Source organism: Streptomyces arenae, assembly GCF_022343545.1.
Taxonomy (GTDB): Bacteria; Actinomycetota; Actinomycetes; order Streptomycetales; family Streptomycetaceae; genus Streptomyces; species Streptomyces humi.
Genome location: NZ_JAKQYH010000097.1, coordinates 35,167 through 50,604 on the forward strand (window position 1 = coordinate 35,167; position 15,438 = coordinate 50,604).

A 15,438-nucleotide genomic window follows, 5' to 3' on the forward strand; every position below is an offset into this window, starting at 1 on the left:
GTGAACGGTCCTGGGAGGACCGCGGCACAGACCGGTTTATCACGGTGCGCCGGGGCGCCTACGAAGGACGTCGTGCGCCCCCGTAACCCGTGATCACTGTGGGTGGTTGACGCGGCATGCGCGATGTACGCACCGTAAGGGCTCCCTCGATGCTGCGGCTGGCCGCGGCCTCGCTCGCCGGGACCGCGATCGAGTTCTACGACTTCTTCGTCTACGGGACGGCGGCGGCGCTCGTCCTCGGGCCGTTGTTCTTCCCGACGTTCTCGCCGGTCGCGGGGACGCTGGCGGCGTTCGGGACGTTCGGCGTGGGGTTCGTGGCCCGGCCGCTGGGTTCCATGCTGTTCGGGCACCTCGGCGACCGGCGCGGCCGGCGGCCCGTACTGGTCCTGTCCCTGCTGCTCACCGGCGCCTCGACGGTCGCCGTCGGATGCGTGCCGTCGTACGGCACGGTCGGTGTCGCGGCTCCCGTGCTGCTGCTGGTGCTGCGGTTCCTGCAGGGGCTGGGGCTCGGCGGCGAGTGGGGCGGGGCGGTGCTGCTGACCGCGGAGCACGCGCCTGCCGGGCGGCGAGCCCTGTGGTCGAGCTTTCCGCAGATCGGTCCGGCCGTCGGCTTCCTGCTCGCCAACGGCGTGATGCTGGCCCTGTCGGCGGTGCTGTCGGACGCGCAGTTCGCGCAGTGGGGATGGCGGGTGCCGTTCTGGGCGGCGGGCGCGCTGGCGCTGAGCGGGCTGTGGCTGCGTTCGTCGCTCGCCGAGAGCCCACGGTTCCTGGAGATCGACGACCACGCGCGGGTGCCGCTCGCCGAGGTCGTACGGCACCACTGGCGGCTGGTGCTGCTGACGGCGGGGGCGCTGGCGGTCGGGTACGCGGTGTTCTACACGGTGACGACCTGGTCGTTGGCGTACGGGACGGAGCGGCTTGGGGTGAGCCGTACGGTCATGCTGGTCTGCATCATGGCCGCCGTGGTGGTGAAGGGCTCGCTCACACCGGTGATGGCACTGCTCGGCGACCGTTACGGGCGGCGGCCGCTGTGCCTGGCGGGATGCGCGGCCTCGGCGCTGTGGTCGTTCCCGATGGTGGCGCTGTTGGCCACCGGCGAACCACTGCTGATGTTCCTCGGGTTCACGGGGGCGCTGATCGGATTCATCACCATGTTCTCGGTGATCGCCGCCTACCTGCCCGAGTTGTACGAACCGCGGGTGCGCTGCACCGGCGCCGCCGTGGGCTACAACCTGGGCGGCGTTCTCGGGGGTGCGCTCACGCCGATCGTGGCGACGGAGCTGGCGCAGCACGGTGGGCGGGTGCCGTGGGGTGTGGGGGCGTATCTGACGGCCGTCGCGCTGCTGAGCCTCGGCTGCTTCGCGATGCTGCCGGAGACCCGCCCGGTGCCCGCCGTCGAGCCGGTCACCGGACAGGAGCACGCTACGGGTTGACCGCCAGCTCCAGATAGGCCAGGAACAGCACCAGGTGGACCCCGCCCTGCAGCGGTGTCGCCCGGCCCGGCACGACGGTCAGGGAGCTGACCACCACCGTCAGCAGGAGCAGCAGCATGTCGGTGGGGCCGAGACCGAGGACCAGGGGGCCGGAGAGCCAGACCGAGGCCAGGGCCACCGCGGGGATGGTCAGGCCGATGCTGGCCATGGCCGAGCCGAGCGCCAGGTTGAGGCTGGTCTGCACGCGGTCGCGGCGGGCTGAGCGCAGGGCCGCGATGGTCTCCGGGAGCAGCACCAGCAACGCGATGATCACACCGACGACGGCGTGGTGCAGGCCGGCCGCCGCGACACCGGACTCGATCGTCGGCGACACGCCCTTGGCCAGCCCGACGACTCCGACCAGGGCGAGACCCAGCAGCCCGAGACTGATCCCCGCCGTCCGCGCGGACGGGGCCACGGCGTGGTCGTCGGCGGTGATCACCTCGCCCTGCCGGGTGATCGGCAGGAAGTAGTCGCGGTGCCGCACGGTCTGCGTCGCCACGAACAGGCCGTAGAGGATCAGTGAGGTCAGGGCCGCGAAGGTGAGCTGTACGCCGGAGAACTCCGGACCCGGCTTGCTGGTGGTGAAGGTCGGCAGCACCAGGCTGAGTGTGGCGAGGGTGGCCACGGTCGCGAGGGCGGCGCCGGTGCCCTCGGGGTTGAAGACAGCGGTGCCGTGCCGCAGCGACCCGACGAGCAGGCAGAGGCCGACGATGCCGTTGCAGGTGATCATGACGGCGGCGAAGACGGTGTCCCGGGCCAGGGTGGAGCTCTTGTCGCCGCCGTCGGCCATGAGGGTGACGATCAGTGCGACCTCGATGATGGTGACGGCGATGGCGAGGACCAGGGAGCCGAAGGGTTCGCCGACCCGGTGGGCGACGACCTCCGCGTGGTGGACGGCGGCCAGCACGGAGGCCGCGAGGACCAGGGTCATCAGCGCGACGACCCAGCCGGGCAGATCACGTCCCCAGGTGAGAGCGAGCAGGACGACCGCGAGCACCGGCACGAGGAACGTCCACTGAGTGGTGAGCGACCTGAGCCGAGTGATCATGCAGTGATGGTGGCAGAGCCGTACAGGGTTCGCATTCCGGTCCTTTCGGGTGCCGGGGGCCTGCCGTCGCACGGCACGGCCCCCGGGTCGTACGGGTACGGTCGGGCGGGCGGTTACGTGAAGTCGGCCCGGTCGATGACGTCGCAGTCGGTGAAGGACGGCGGCCGGGTGCACAGGGCGGCCATCCGCTCGGCGAACTTGCCGGTCTCCGGGTCGCCGCTGTTCCGCATGGCCTCCTCGTAGGAGTTGAAAGCGATCACCGCGAGGTAGTGACCGGGCCGGCCCCTGTCACTGAGGATCAGTCGGCGGGTGGGGCTGTCGTCGCGGCCGGCGAGCTGGTCGGCCATCTCGTCGGCGAGGGCCTTCAGCTCGTCGATGCGGTCGGTCTCGAAGTCGATGATCTGGACGAATGTCACGGTTGCCTCCACCGGGTGGCGGCGCCCCCGACCGGGGGCACTCCGCCACCCAACGAAGCATCCGCCGCGGTGCCGCGGCAATGCGCCGGGCACCGGCCCACGGGATGGTTGTGGCTACGTCGGACGTGGTCAGACGTCGATGCTGTCCTTCGGAGCGCCTTCGCTCCGGGCCTGCGCCGCCTCGGCCGCCGCCTGCTTCCCGGAGGCCCTGAGGCTGGTGATCGTGGTGACGATCAGGACCGCGCAGATGACGCCGAGGGAGACCGGGATGCTGATCTCCGGAACATGGACGCCGGATTCGTGCAGAGCGTGCAGCACCAGCTTCACGCCGATGAAGCCGAGGATGATCGACAGGCCGTACGAGAGGTGGACCAGCTTCTTCAGCAGTCCGCCGATGAGGAAGTACAGCTGTCGCAGACCCATCAGCGCGAACGCGTTGGCCGTGAAGACGATGTACGGGTCCTGCGTCAGGCCGAAGATCGCGGGGATGGAGTCCAGCGCGAACAGGACATCGGTCGTACCGATCGCGAGCATGACGACGAGCATCGGGGTCATGACCCGCTTGCCGTTCTGCTGGATCCACAGCTTGGTGCCGTGGTAGCGGTCGGCCACACCGAACTTGCGCTCGACGGCCTTGAGCAGCTTGCTCTCCTCGAACTCCTCGTCCTCCTCGTCGGCCCGCGCCTCCTGGATCAGCTTCCAGGCCGTCCAGATGAGGAAGGCGCCGAAGAGGTAGAAGACCCACGAGAAGCTGGCGAGGATCGCGGCGCCGGCGGCGATGAAGATCGCGCGCAGGACCAGGGCTATGAGGACGCCGACGAGCAGCACCCGCTGCTGGTACTGCGAGGGCACCGCGAACTTCGCCATGATCAGGACGAAGACGAAGAGGTTGTCGACGCTCAGCGACTTCTCGGTGATGAAGCCGGCGAAGAACTCTCCCGCCGGCTGGCCGCCGGAGAAGAGGAGCAGGCCGAGGCCGAAGAGTCCGGCCAGGGCGATCCAGACGACGGTCCAGATTCCGGCTTCCTTGATGGACACGTCGTGCGGCTTGCGGCCGATGAAGAAGTCGACCGCGATCAGGGCGGCCAGACCCAGAATGGTGAGGACCCACAGGGTCACGGATACATCCACTGCGCCTCCGGTTCGTGAACGGGCAAAGTGCCAGCGTCATCGCTGCCGGAGGTCTCTTCCACCCGAGACGGGCCGACGCCCCGGGATCCGGTCGGATCCGTATTGACGGGTACGCCGCAGCAGACAGGGAGTACTCCCCTCCGTGCGGAAAACAGTACCCCAATCACCAAGGAAAGGTAAAGCGATTGGCAAAAGAAAGGCCAAGTTCGCTGGTCAGGCGACTTTACGTATGCTTGGTACGAGCCGTCGCGACCTGAGTGAGGACCTGCTGGAGCACCTGGCTGCCGTCCGGTACGAGACAGGGTTCGTACGTCCAGGCGTGCCCCACCCACGGGTCGGCCAGGTGGTCGTCCGGCACCGGGGTCAGTCGCATCAGTGAACGCCACAGCGGACCGAGCAACGGACCGTAGGCGGCCGCGTCCTCACGGTCGGCCACCAGCAGGAGGTGGACGCCCACGTCCGGCCCCTCGTCCGCGAGGTAACGCAGCTGGGTGACGGCACGGTCGTCGAAGCCGTGCGGAAAGTCGTTGACGATCAGCAGCCGGCGTGAGGTGTCCAGACCGGGCGGCAGCGCGTCGGGCGCACCACCGCGCAGCGCCATCTGCACCAGGTCGACCCGCTCGGTCAGCCGCCCCAGTACGGCCGCCACACCGGCGGCGCCGGTCGCGGGTGGCGCCGCCAAAGTCCCGGTCCCGGTCAGCGGTGTGAGCGCCGACGCACCCGCACCGGCCGGATCGATGACCTCGACCCCGAACTCCCCCACCGGATGGACGGCGAGCAGCCGGGCCGCCAGCGCCACCGCCGTGTGCATGGCGAGGTGGCGCAGCTCGCCGGTGTCCGAACCGGTCCCGTCGAGGGAGCCGCTGTCGATCCACAACCCCCGCTCCAGTGGCAGCCTGACCAGCAGCGGGATGCGCAGCGGGGTGCTCTCCGGCAGGTGGAGGTCGCCCAGCCGAACGGCCATCGACGGCTCGGTCGGCACCCGGTAGCCGTGCCAGACGGGGTTGTCCCAGCCTGCGTACGCCGGCGGCAGCGCGGGCTCGACGACCTCGGACTCGGCGGTGAGCTGAGCGAGGTCACGGTCGAGGACGGCCCGGGCCTGGTCGACCAGTTCGGCCTGCCGGGCACGGGCCGCCTCGCGCGCGGCGTCGCCCGTCGAACCGAGGCGGCTGCGCGGATCGGAGAGGACCTGGTCCAGCTCCTTCTCCAGGCGCGACTCGGCGAAGTCGACGGCGCTGCGGTAGGCGGCGGTGGACCGGGCCAGGTCCTCGAACATGCCCCAGACCTGGTTGTAGAGGCGCTCGTCCATGGACCAGCCGACCGCGTCTCCCGCGACGGGTGGTGCGGGACCGTCCGCCACCGGGGCCGGAGCCCCCGGGGCCGGCGGCGGGGAGGCCTGGCGGCGCTTCGGATGCGTGTAGTCGACGGGGCCACCGGCGGGTGACGTGGCGGTCTCCGCGATGCCGGGGCCGTCGTCGGAGAAGGACCCGGCGTCGGACGCCGGCTGGGGGCCGCCCACCTCGTCGGCAGGGGTCGGCCGGACGCTGCCGGCGCCGGTTGCCCTGGGGTCGTACGAGGGTCCGGCGGCGGGAGCGGTACCCGCCGGTTCGGGACCGGCGGCGGAGGCGCCGCCCGGGAGATCGGAGCCAGCGACGGACGCGGCCGTACGGCGGGTGCGGTCGGTGTCCGTCGCACGGGCCGGGATGGAGCGGGCCAGGCCCTGGGCCACCGCTTCCTCGATGCCGCGGGCGAGTTCGGCGGCCTGGGGCACGCCCTGATCGGTGAAGAGCGCGGTCAGACCGCCCGCGTAGCCCTGGCCGACCGCGCGGACCTTCCAGGCGCCCTGGCGACGGTAGAGCTCCAGGGCGATCACGGCCGACTCGGCGTCCAGGCCGGTGAGGGTGTAGCCGGCGATCTCGGCGCCGTCGAGGCCGGTGACCGCGGCACGGGGAGCGCGGACGACACCGAAGCGGGGCGGGCCGTCGGGAGTGGCGGGCAGGGCGATCAGGACACTCAGCCGGTGCACGGTTTCCGGCATGGCGTCGAGGTCGACGGCCAGCCGGTGTTCGGCGGCCGCCTGCCGGGAGACCTCCAGCCCGGGCAGGGTGGGCGCGCCCGGGTGCGCCACCCGGTCCGCGCCCGGCACCCGGCCGCTGTCGTCGGCGAGGGTGGCCCCGGCGACCACCGGCACGTCGGCCGAGATCCGGATCTCGATCCGGGTCCGCGAGAGCGGATGGTTCTGCCCGCGCACCAGCTCGGCCGCCATTGCCCATGTCCCCCTGTGTGTCGTGACGTCGTGCGCCGCGGGGCCTCTTCCGGAGGACCGCGGAATCGTGCCCTAGAGGACCGGCAGGATCGTGGGCACGAGGTCCTGGAAGGTACGGCCCCGGGCCGGGACACCGAGGGCCGTCATCGTCCAGCCCGAGCCGGACCGGTGCACCTTCGCCATGATCTGGGCGGTGTACTCGCCGCCGCCGTCGAGCGTGTAGCGGGCGAGTTCCTGGCCGTTGGTCTCGTCGACCAGCCGGCAGAAGGCGTTCTGCACTTCCTGGAAGGTCTGGCCGGTGAACGAGTTGACGGTGAAGATGATCTGGTCGATGTGGACCGGGACGCGCGCGAGGTCGACGACGATCGCCTCGTCGTCACCGCCCTGGCCGGCGCCGCCGACGAGGTTGTCGCCGGTGTGACGGACCGAACCGTCGTCGCTCACCAGGTGGCGGAAGAACACGACGTCGACGGGCTGCTTGTCGGCGAACAGCACGGCCGAGGCGTCCAGGTCGATCTCACGGGTACGGGAGCCGAACAGCCCGCGCCGGGGGGCCGCCTTCCAGCCGAGACCCATGCGGACCGCACTCAGGGAGCCCCCGTCCTTCTTCTCCAGGCTGATGGCCTGACCCTTGGTCATGTTGACGGTCACGGCTGCGTTCCCCTCGTCGGACGTCTCCGGTCGCCGCGGCGTGCGCGGTTGTCCAAAACCCTATGCAGCGGCACTGACAGTGCCGAACCCCGGCCCGCGGTTTGTGTCGGTGTTGCAACACTTCGCGCCCTTACCGGGGTCCGGTGGCGACTGCGGGATCAGGCCAGGCCCGCCTCCTTCATCTGGCGCAGTTCCTTCTTCATCTCTGAGACCTCGTCACGCAGCCGGGCGGCGATCTCGAACTGCAGATCGGCCGCGGCGGCGCGCATCCGCTCCGTCATCTCCTCGATCTGCTCGGTGAGTTCGGCCACCGGACGATCGGTGGGCACCGTTTCCCCGGCCTTGCCCTTGGCCGCCTTGCCGGCCTTCGTGCCCCGGGCCGCCTTGTCGCCCAGGGCCGGGACGGGGGCCTTGGCGCCCTTGCCGTCCTTGGACTTGCGGTAGCCCGAGCCGAGGAGCTGTTCGGTGTCGATCTCCTCGCGCGCGATCTGCGCCACGATGTCGTTGATCTTCTTGCGCAGCGGCTGCGGGTCGATGCCGTTGGCCTTGTTGTAGGCGACCTGCTTCTCCCGGCGCCGGTTGGTCTCGTCGATGGCCTTCTCCATCGCTGGGGTGATCTTGTCGGCGTACATGTGGACCTCGCCGGAGACGTTGCGCGCGGCACGGCCGATGGTCTGGATCAGCGAGGTACCGGAGCGCAGGAAGCCCTCCTTGTCGGCGTCGAGGATCGCCACCAGGGACACCTCGGGCAGGTCGAGGCCCTCACGGAGGAGGTTGATGCCGACCAGGACGTCGTACTCGCCGGACCGCAGCTCGCGCAGCAGCTCGACCCGGCGCAGGGTGTCGACGTCGCTGTGCAGGTAGCGCACCTGGATGCCGAGTTCCAGGAAGTAGTCGGTGAGGTCCTCGGCCATCTTCTTGGTGAGGGTGGTGACCAGGACCCGTTCGTCCTTGTCGGTGCGCTTGCGGATCTCGTGCACCAGGTCGTCGATCTGCCCCTCGGTGGGCTTGACCACGACCTGCGGGTCGACGAGGCCGGTGGGGCGGATGATCTGCTCGACAACGCCGTCCCCGCGGGAGAGCTCGTACGTGCCGGGGGTCGCCGACAGGTACACGGCCTGCCCGATCCGCTCCTGGAACTCCTCCCACTTCAGGGGCCGGTTGTCCAGGGCCGAGGGCAGCCGGAAACCGTGGTCCACGAGGGTGCGCTTCCGGGAGGCGTCGCCCTCGTACATGGCGCCGATCTGCGGCACGGTGACGTGCGACTCGTCGATGACGAGCAGGAAGTCGTCCGGGAAGTAGTCGAGCAGGGTGTTGGGCGGGGAGCCGGGCAGGCGGCCGTCGAAGTGCATCGAGTAGTTCTCCACGCCGGAGCAGGTGCCGATCTGGCGGAGCATCTCGATGTCGTACGTGGTGCGCATGCGCAGGCGCTGGGCCTCCAGCAGCTTGCCCTGCTTCTCCAGCTCGGCCAGGCGCTCCCCGAGTTCCTTCTCGATGTCGTTGACGGCCCGCTCCATGCGCTCGGGGCCGGCGACGTAGTGGGAGGCCGGGAAGACGTACAGCTGCTGGTCGTCGCTGATGATCTCGCCGGTGAGCGGGTGCAGCGTGGACAGCGCCTCGATCTCGTCGCCGAACATCTCGATGCGGACGGCGAGCTCCTCGTAGACCGGGAAGATCTCGATGGTGTCGCCGCGGACGCGGAAGGTGCCGCGGGTGAAGGCCAGGTCGTTGCGCGTGTACTGGATGTCGACGAAGCGGCGCAGCAGGTCGTCCCGGTCGAACTCGTCACCGACCCGCAGCGGGACCATCCGGTCGACGTACTCCTGCGGGGTGCCGAGGCCGTAGATGCAGGAGACCGAGGCCACCACGACGACGTCACGGCGGGTGAGGAGCGAGTTGGTCGCGGAGTGCCGCAGCCGCTCGACCTCCTCGTTGATCGAGGAGTCCTTCTCGATGTAGGTGTCCGACTGCGGGACGTACGCCTCGGGCTGGTAGTAGTCGTAGTACGAGACGAAGTACTCGACCGCGTTGTTCGGGAGGAGCTCGCGGAACTCGTTGGCCAGCTGGGCCGCCAGCGTCTTGTTCGGCGCCATCACGAGGGTGGGGCGCTGGAGCTTCTCGATCATCCACGCGGTGGTGGCGGACTTGCCGGTGCCGGTCGCGCCGAGGAGGACCACGTCCTTCTCACCGGCCTCGATGCGCTTGGCCAGCTCGGCGATGGCCGCCGGCTGGTCGCCGCTGGGCTGGTACGGGCTGACGACCTCGATGGGCGCCACCGTGCGTTCGATGTGGGAAACGGGCCGCATGGATCCACCGTACGACCCCCCACTGACAACCGGGTCTCATCAGCGGTTCTGCGGGGTGCGCGAGCTGTGGTGGCTGTGCTGGTGGCCGACGCGGGGGGACGTGCGGCGGCTCGGATGGTGGGTGACCTCGTCGGCCGGGACACCCGCCTTGCGCTCCACGCGGAGCCGGGCGGGCCTGCCCATGACCAGCAGCGGGTCGAAGATCACGACGACGGCGGCCAGGCACAGGAAGGTCAGCGGGCCGATCAGCATGGGGGCGAGCAACGAGGCCGGCGAGTCGCCGGGAGCGGTCACTCCGGAGCCGTGGAGGTGGACGCTGAGCGCCGCCATGCCGGTGTAGTGCATGCCGCTGACGGCGAGACCCATGACGAGGCTGGCGCCGACGCTCCAGAGGAAGCCGCGGATCTGCCCGGCCGCCCACAGCGCCGAGGTGGCCGCCACGACCCCTATCACCACGGACGCGGCCACGGTGGCGGTGTTGTACTGGAGGCTGCCGTTCAGGCGCAGGCCGGCCATGCCGAGGTAGTGCATCGAGGCGATGCCCAGTCCGGTGATCGTGCCGCCCGTGAAGAGCGCGGTACCGGTGGCGCCCCGGTAGCCGACTATGAAGATCCCGACACCCACCATGACGATGGCGAGGCCGAGACTCGCATAGGTGAGCGGTTTGTCGTAGTGGATCGGCGTCTCCTTGACGCTGAACCCCATCATGGCGATGAAGTGCATGGTCCAGATGCCGGAGCCGATCGCCGCGGAGCCGAGCGCCAGCCAGGCGGGCCGCCAGGCATGGGTCACCAGCATCGCCCGGGTCGTGCAACGCAGCCCCAGGGCACCGCCGAGGCAGGCCATCAGATAGGCCACCAGCGGGGTGACGACCCCATAGCTGAATCCGTCGACCGTGCCCTGCATGCGTGGCTGCCCTTCACCCTTTGCGTCCCGGAATATTTCGATTGCGCCCCCGTCCCAGGACCGCCCGAGCGGTCAGGGTTGACGCAGAGAGTATGACCCGCACCGGAATGGTCGAACGATTTTCCGGCAAAGAAACACGCCCTTGCCTCAGCTGTGCGGCACCGGTGAGCGGCCTCGGCAACGCCGTTCGATCTGTGGTCATCCCGTACCCGGCCACCGCTGACTCCCTGCTGTCACTCTTGTGCTGTCCGTATTCACCCGACGTGAGGTGTACGCATGCACGCGCGCGCAGTAGCCGCCACCACCACCGCGCTCCTGGGGACGGCCGCTCTGCTGAGCCCCGTCCCCGCCGCCCGGGCCGGTGACACCGGGGAACCCACGGTGCTCGCCCACCGGGGCGCCTCCGCCTACGCACCCGAGAACACCCTGGCCGCCATCGACAAGGCGGCCGCGCTGGGCTTCACCTGGGTCGAGAACGACGTCCAGCGGACCAAGGACGGCACGCTCGTCGTCGTCCACGACGACAGTCTCCAGCGCACCACCGACGTCGAACAGGTCTTTCCCGGCCGGGCCCCCTGGAAGGTGAAGGACTTCACCGCCGCCGAGATCGCCCGGCTCGACGCGGGCAGCTGGTTCTCCCGCTCGTACACGGGCACGCGCCTGCCCACGCTGGCGCAGTACATGCGCGAGGTCGAACACAACCACGAGAAGCTGCTCCTGGAGATCAAGAACCCGCAGCTGTACCCGGGCATCGAGCAGCAGATCCTCGCGCAGCTGGACAACGAGGGCTGGCTGGACCGCCGCCACCTCGACCGGCTCGTCGTGCAGAGTTTCAGCGCGGACAGCCTGCGCGCCGTGCACCGGTTGCGGCCCGCCGTGACCACCGGCTACCTCGGCACGCCGGCCACCGGGACGCTGCGGCGGTACGCGGGCTTCGCCGATCTGATCAACCCGTCGGTGGGCTCGATCTCCGCCGGCTACGTGCACGCGGTCCACTCGGTCGACGGACCGCACGGCCGGCCCCTGCGCGTCTTCACATGGACGGTGGACGACGCGGTCACGGCGTGGAAGGCCGTCGGGTACGACGTCGACGGGGTCATCAGCGACAAGCCCGACGTGGTGCGGGCCGCGCTGCGGGCCGGCTGATCCGGCCGGGCGGCGGGCGTTGTCAGTGGCGGGTCGTACGGTGGGGCGCATGGACAGCGAAGGGCAGTACGAGCAGCGGGTGGTGTGGGCCGTCGTGGGCACCGCCATCGGTCCGCTGCTGCTGGCGGCGACCCGCGACGGCCTGGTCAACGTGGTGTTCCACGCCTCCGACGCGGTACGGGAGCGGGCGGTGGAGCGGCTGGCGGCCCGGCTGGGCACCGAGCCGGTCGAGGATCCCGGGGCGCCGGTGCTGGCCGAGGCGATACGTCAGCTGCGGGCGTACTTCGCCGGTGACCGGCAGGACTTCGACCTGCCGTTGGACTGGTCGCTGATCTCCGGCTTCAACCGCCAGGTACTGCGCGAGCTGGCCGCGGGTGTGCCGTTCGGCACCGTGGTCGGGTACGGCGATCTGGCCGGGCGGGTCGGGCAGCCGGGCGGGGCGCAGGCGGTGGGCGCGGCGATGGGCGCCAATCCGCTGCCGGTGGTGGTGCCCTGTCACCGGGTGGTGGAGAGCGACGGCGGCATCGGCGGGTTCGGGGGCGGTCTGGAGACCAAGCGGAAGCTGCTCGCCCTGGAGGGTGTGCTGCCCGAGCCGCTGTTCTGAGGCGCTGTTCTCCCGAGCCGCTGTTCTGAGGTGCTGTTCTGAGGTACGGCTCCGACGCCGGGGGCGCGGTCACTCGTAGTGGCGTGCCTCGACGACGTTGCCGTCCGGGTCCTGGAAGTAGAAGTTGCGCGGCGCCTTCCCGCGGGCGCCGAAGGAGTCGTGCCCGACGTCGGTCATGGGGACGGCGTGCTCGGCGAGGCGGGCACGCAGGGCGTCGAAGGCGTCCGACGGCAGGGCCAGGCAGATGTGGTGGACGGGGTGGCCCGCGCTGCCGGCGGCTCCGGGGAGCGCCGGCATGCGGTCGGCGAGGGTGAGCGGCGCGAGGTCGATGATGCTCCCTTCATCAACCCGCACGGAGGGGAAGGCGACCTCGCCCGCGGCGAACTCGGCGACCCTCAGCGGTTCCAGGCCGACCGTCCGCTCGTAGAAGGCGGCCGCGGCGACCGGGTCGGTGACCCAGAGGACGACGTGGTCCAGACGTACCGGGTGATTCGTCATGCGGTCCAGGCTGGTGGCGTCCACCACGGGCCGCAAGCGTTTAGCCGGCGGTGCCGCCCGCCAGAGATGAGGGAGGACCGACGGACAGGAGGCGGGCGCGTGGTGCTGGTGGTGTCGGAAGAGGTCCGGGAGGCGCTCGACGCGGGCCGGGCGGTGGTGGCTCTGGAGTCCACGATCATCGCGCACGGGCTGCCGCGTCCGCGCAACCTCCGGGTGGCGCTGGAGCTGGAGGAGGAGGTGCGGCGGGCGGGAGCGGTGCCCGCGACCATCGCGGTGCTGGACGGGCGGCCTCAGGTGGGCCTGGCCAAGGACCAGTTGGAGCGGGTCGCGGGCGGGGAGGGGATCCGCAAACTGGGCCGCCGTGATCTGCCGTTCGCCGTGGCCTCGGCGGCGAGCGGGGCGACGACCGTGTCGGCGACGGCGCAGTTGGCGGCGCTGGCCGGCATCCGGGTGTTCGCCACGGGAGGCCTCGGCGGGGTGCACCGGGAGTGGACGGTGACCCAGGACGAGTCCGCCGACCTGGGGCTGCTGGCCCGCACCCGGATCACGGTGGTGTGCGCGGGCGTGAAGTCGATCCTGGACGTACCGGCGACCCTCCAGCGCCTGGAGACCATGGGTGTGGCGGTGGCCGGCTACGGCACGGACCGCTTCCCCGGCTTCTACTTGTCCGACTCCGGACACCCGGTCGACTGGACGCTTCGTACCCCCGAGCAGGTCGTGGACGTCATGCGCGCCCAGGACACGCTTGCCGCGGGGGACACGGCGCTGATCGTCGCCAACCCCGTGCCGGAGGAGCAGCAGCTCGATCCGGAGCTGCACGCGCGCGTGCTCGCGGACGCGCTGCAGGCGTGCGAAGCGGAGGGGATCACCGGGCAGGCGGTCACCCCGTTCCTGCTCGGGTACCTGGTCCGGCACACGGACGGCGCCTCGCTGGAGGCCAACCTGGCGGCGGTGCGCGGCAACGTGCGGCTGGCGGCCCGGATCGCCTCGGCGTGGTCCGCGAGGTGACCACCGCGCGGGAGGCGGTACCGGGCGGTGCGCTGCTCGTGGTCGGGGACGTCGTCACCGATGTCGTCGCGCGGCACCGGGGGCCGCTCGCGGCCGGCACCGACACGGCTGCCGTGATCCGGACCCTGCCCGGTGGCGCCGGGGCCAACGTGGCCTGCTGGGCCGCCCACACGGGCTGTGCGGACGTGCGGCTGCTCGGGCGGGTCGGCGCGGACGCGGCCGAGTGGCACGAGCGGGAACTGGTCGCCGCCGGGGTGCGGCCGCGGCTGGTGGTGGATCCCGAGGCGGCCACCGGGACGGTGGTCTGCCTGGTGGACGGCGGTGCCTCGGCGGAGCGCACCTTCCTCACGGACAGCGGGGCGTCCCTGCGGCTGGAGCCGGCCGACTGGTCGGACACGCTGCTCGACGGGGTGGCCCGGTTGCATCTCTCCGGTTATCTGCTGTTCTCCGCACCGAGCCGGGCCCTGGTGGCGGTCACCTTGGCGGCGGCACGCGCGCGGGGTGTCCCGGTGAGCGTGGATCCGGCGTCGGCCGGGTTCCTCGTGACGCTGGGCGTGGACCGGTTCCTGGCACTCGTCGAGGGCGTGGACGTCCTGTTGCCGAGCCGGGACGAGGCCTGTCTGCTGACGGGGCTGCCCGATCCGGCGGACGCGGCGGCCAAGTTGAGCCGTCAGGTGCCGCTGGTGGTGGCCAAGGCGGGCGCGGAGGGCGCGCTGGTGGCCCGGGCGGGCGGGGTGGTCGCGCGGATCCCGGCCGCACCGGCGGCGCCCCGGGACACCACGGGCGCCGGTGACGCCTTCACCGGGGCGTTCCTGGCCGCGCTGGTCGCCGGCGCGGACGCCGAGGAGGCGGCGGCGCGGGGTTGCCGGGCGGGCGCGCGGGCGGTGGGCCGCGTGGGCGCCAGACCGCCGACGACCCACGGCTGAACCGCACGGCGACCGGAGACGGCGCGCCTACGTCGTACCGCCCGCGCGCGTGCCACCTGGAGGAAGCCGTCGGCACGGCGTCGCACGCCCGCGCGTCCGTCCCCACCCGTCCGTCCGCCCGCGCGTCCGCACATGGGAAGGGCGAGCGGCGGGGCGGGGGCTACTCCTTGCGGCCCCAGGCCGAGATCATCGGGGCCGTGGCGAGGTCCATGGTGCCCGCCTCCACATTGGCCAGGTGCCGGTCGATGTCCGCGTCCGTGGCCAGGCCGGCCGTGACCAGCCGGTCGCGGATCTGCCGGACGGTGGCGGCCTCCAGCGCCGTGCAGGCGGGTGAGGCGACCGGGAAGTGGGCGTCCGCCTCCACGTCGCGCAGTCCGGCCTCACGGAGCAGCCGCGGGAGCTTGCGGCCGTACGACAGGTCGGCGCCGCGTTCGGCCAGCAGCTTGCGGAAACCCTGGCGGAGCCGGTTGGCGAGTTGCTGCTCGGGGCCGTACTCGTAGGGGCAGGTGAGGGGCTGGAGGGCGGGGTCGGCGTCCTCGACCAGCAGTCGCCCGCCGGGACGCAGAGCCTTGATCATGGTGCGCAACGCCCTTTCCCGGTCCGGTACATGGACCAGGACCAGCCTCGCGTGCACCAGGTCGAAGCCCTCTCCCGGCGGTTCCTCGGCGCCGACGTCGTGGGTGCGGACCTCGACGGGTGCCTGGGCGACCGCGGTGAGCAGCGAGGTGTCGATGTCGGTGGCCACGACCTTGCCGGACGGCCCCACCTTCCCGGCGAGCCAGGACACCACGGAGGTGCCGCCCGCTCCCACTTCCCAGCAGCGCCAGCCGGCGCTGAGACCGGCCGCCTCGAGGTGCCGGAAGGTCGTGGGGTCGAAGAGGCGGGCGAAGGCGTCGAAGCGCTGTCCGGCCTCGCTCTGACGGTTGTCGAGAAGGTACCCGTCGGCTTGTGTCATGAAGTGATGATCCCAGTTGCCCGGCTTGTCCGGGACGGTCGACGCCGGTGCGGCGAGAGTGCGTCGGCCGGACGCGGGGAACCCGTGGCCGAACGGCGGGAA

14 protein-coding genes are annotated in these 15,438 nt (G+C 71.3%); 5 read left to right on the plus strand and 9 right to left on the minus strand.

Annotation, left to right across the window (positions count from 1 at the left end; genetic code table 11):
* The first annotated feature begins 149 nt into the window (after nt 1–149).
* Nucleotides 150–1,433 (plus strand): MFS transporter, encoded by a 1,284-nt coding sequence (locus tag MB828_RS45465; RefSeq protein ID WP_301653430.1) that lies wholly within the window; start codon nt 150–152, stop codon nt 1,431–1,433.
* Here the strand turns inward: MB828_RS45465 and MB828_RS45470 are convergent.
* The 7 genes from MB828_RS45470 to MB828_RS45500 all read right to left on the minus strand — a co-directional run bounded on the left by MB828_RS45470 (nt 1,423) and on the right by MB828_RS45500 (nt 10,199).
* Nucleotides 1,423–2,523 carry a calcium:proton antiporter gene (locus MB828_RS45470; RefSeq protein WP_133027041.1) on the minus strand — a complete coding sequence of 367 codons (1,101 nt, stop codon included), beginning with the start codon at nt 2,521–2,523 and terminating at the stop codon, nt 1,423–1,425. The two genes, MB828_RS45465 and MB828_RS45470, sit on opposite strands and share 11 nt — an antisense overlap.
* 113 nt (nt 2,524–2,636) lie before the next feature.
* On the minus strand, nt 2,637–2,939 hold the full coding sequence (locus tag MB828_RS45475; protein ID WP_301653283.1) for a hypothetical protein: 303 nt from the start codon (nt 2,937–2,939) through the stop codon (nt 2,637–2,639).
* Nucleotides 2,940–3,068: 129 nt separating this feature from the next.
* Nucleotides 3,069–4,070, minus strand: coding sequence for a TerC/Alx family metal homeostasis membrane protein (locus MB828_RS45480; protein ID WP_133027043.1), 1,002 nt, complete (start codon nt 4,068–4,070; stop codon nt 3,069–3,071).
* Between the two features lie 223 nt (nt 4,071–4,293).
* A complete protein-coding gene (locus tag MB828_RS45485) occupies nt 4,294–6,336 on the minus strand; it encodes a TerD family protein (RefSeq protein WP_301653284.1) in 2,043 nt (680 codons plus the stop codon).
* A 72-nt stretch (nt 6,337–6,408) separates the two neighbouring features.
* Nucleotides 6,409–6,987: a TerD family protein gene (locus MB828_RS45490; protein WP_133027045.1), complete on the minus strand. Its 579-nt coding sequence runs from the start codon at nt 6,985–6,987 to the stop codon at nt 6,409–6,411.
* A gap of 158 nt (nt 6,988–7,145) precedes the next feature.
* Nucleotides 7,146–9,293: an excinuclease ABC subunit UvrB gene (gene uvrB / locus MB828_RS45495; RefSeq protein WP_301653285.1), complete on the minus strand. Its 2,148-nt coding sequence runs from the start codon at nt 9,291–9,293 to the stop codon at nt 7,146–7,148.
* A gap of 39 nt (nt 9,294–9,332) precedes the next feature.
* Nucleotides 9,333–10,199 (minus strand): MHYT domain-containing protein, encoded by an 867-nt coding sequence (locus tag MB828_RS45500; RefSeq protein ID WP_133027047.1) that lies wholly within the window; start codon nt 10,197–10,199, stop codon nt 9,333–9,335.
* Nucleotides 10,200–10,475: 276 nt separating this feature from the next.
* Between MB828_RS45500 and MB828_RS45505 the strand changes: the two genes are divergently transcribed.
* Both MB828_RS45505 and MB828_RS45510 read left to right on the plus strand, forming a co-directional pair.
* The gene (locus MB828_RS45505) at nt 10,476–11,345 is read left to right on the plus strand and encodes a glycerophosphodiester phosphodiesterase (protein ID WP_301653286.1); all 870 of its coding nucleotides are present in this window, start codon (nt 10,476–10,478) and stop codon (nt 11,343–11,345) included.
* Nucleotides 11,346–11,394: 49 nt separating this feature from the next.
* The gene (locus MB828_RS45510) at nt 11,395–11,949 is read left to right on the plus strand and encodes a methylated-DNA--[protein]-cysteine S-methyltransferase (protein ID WP_133027049.1); all 555 of its coding nucleotides are present in this window, start codon (nt 11,395–11,397) and stop codon (nt 11,947–11,949) included.
* Between the two features lie 69 nt (nt 11,950–12,018).
* Here MB828_RS45510 and MB828_RS45515 read toward each other — a convergent pair whose 3' ends face one another.
* A complete protein-coding gene (locus tag MB828_RS45515) occupies nt 12,019–12,447 on the minus strand; it encodes a VOC family protein (RefSeq protein ID WP_301653287.1) in 429 nt (142 codons plus the stop codon).
* A gap of 99 nt (nt 12,448–12,546) precedes the next feature.
* Here MB828_RS45515 and MB828_RS45520 point away from each other — a divergent pair, with 99 nt between their 5' ends.
* Nucleotides 12,547–13,455: a pseudouridine-5'-phosphate glycosidase gene (locus MB828_RS45520; protein WP_301653288.1), complete on the plus strand. Its 909-nt coding sequence runs from the start codon at nt 12,547–12,549 to the stop codon at nt 13,453–13,455.
* Complete coding sequence (locus MB828_RS45525) at nt 13,440–14,381, plus strand: carbohydrate kinase family protein (RefSeq protein WP_301653289.1); 942 nt, start codon at nt 13,440–13,442, stop codon at nt 14,379–14,381. Before MB828_RS45520 ends, MB828_RS45525 begins: the two co-directional genes overlap by 16 nt.
* Nucleotides 14,382–14,541: 160 nt before the next feature.
* On the opposite strand, the gene MB828_RS45530 is transcribed toward MB828_RS45525, so the two are convergent.
* Entirely contained in the window at nt 14,542–15,336 is a 795-nt protein-coding gene (locus MB828_RS45530; RefSeq protein ID WP_301653290.1) for a methyltransferase domain-containing protein, read from the minus strand.
* Nucleotides 15,337–15,438 lie beyond the last annotated feature (102 nt).

Excerpts from the sequence above, each read along its gene's own strand:
- MB828_RS45465 (WP_301653430.1), top strand. The coding sequence starts at position 150 with ATGCTGCGGCTGGCCGCGGCCTCGCTCGCCGGGACCGCGATCGAGTTC.
- MB828_RS45470 (WP_133027041.1), bottom strand. The coding sequence starts at position 2,523 with ATGATCACTCGGCTCAGGTCGCTCACCACTCAGTGGACGTTCCTCGTG.
- MB828_RS45485 (WP_301653284.1), bottom strand. The coding sequence starts at position 6,336 with ATGGCGGCCGAGCTGGTGCGCGGGCAGAACCATCCGCTCTCGCGGACC.
- uvrB (WP_301653285.1), bottom strand. The coding sequence starts at position 9,293 with ATGCGGCCCGTTTCCCACATCGAACGCACGGTGGCGCCCATCGAGGTC.
- MB828_RS45500 (WP_133027047.1), bottom strand. The coding sequence starts at position 10,199 with ATGCAGGGCACGGTCGACGGATTCAGCTATGGGGTCGTCACCCCGCTG.
- MB828_RS45505 (WP_301653286.1), top strand. The coding sequence starts at position 10,476 with ATGCACGCGCGCGCAGTAGCCGCCACCACCACCGCGCTCCTGGGGACG.
- MB828_RS45510 (WP_133027049.1), top strand. The coding sequence starts at position 11,395 with ATGGACAGCGAAGGGCAGTACGAGCAGCGGGTGGTGTGGGCCGTCGTG.
- MB828_RS45515 (WP_301653287.1), bottom strand. The coding sequence starts at position 12,447 with ATGACGAATCACCCGGTACGTCTGGACCACGTCGTCCTCTGGGTCACC.
- MB828_RS45530 (WP_301653290.1), bottom strand. The coding sequence starts at position 15,336 with ATGACACAAGCCGACGGGTACCTTCTCGACAACCGTCAGAGCGAGGCC.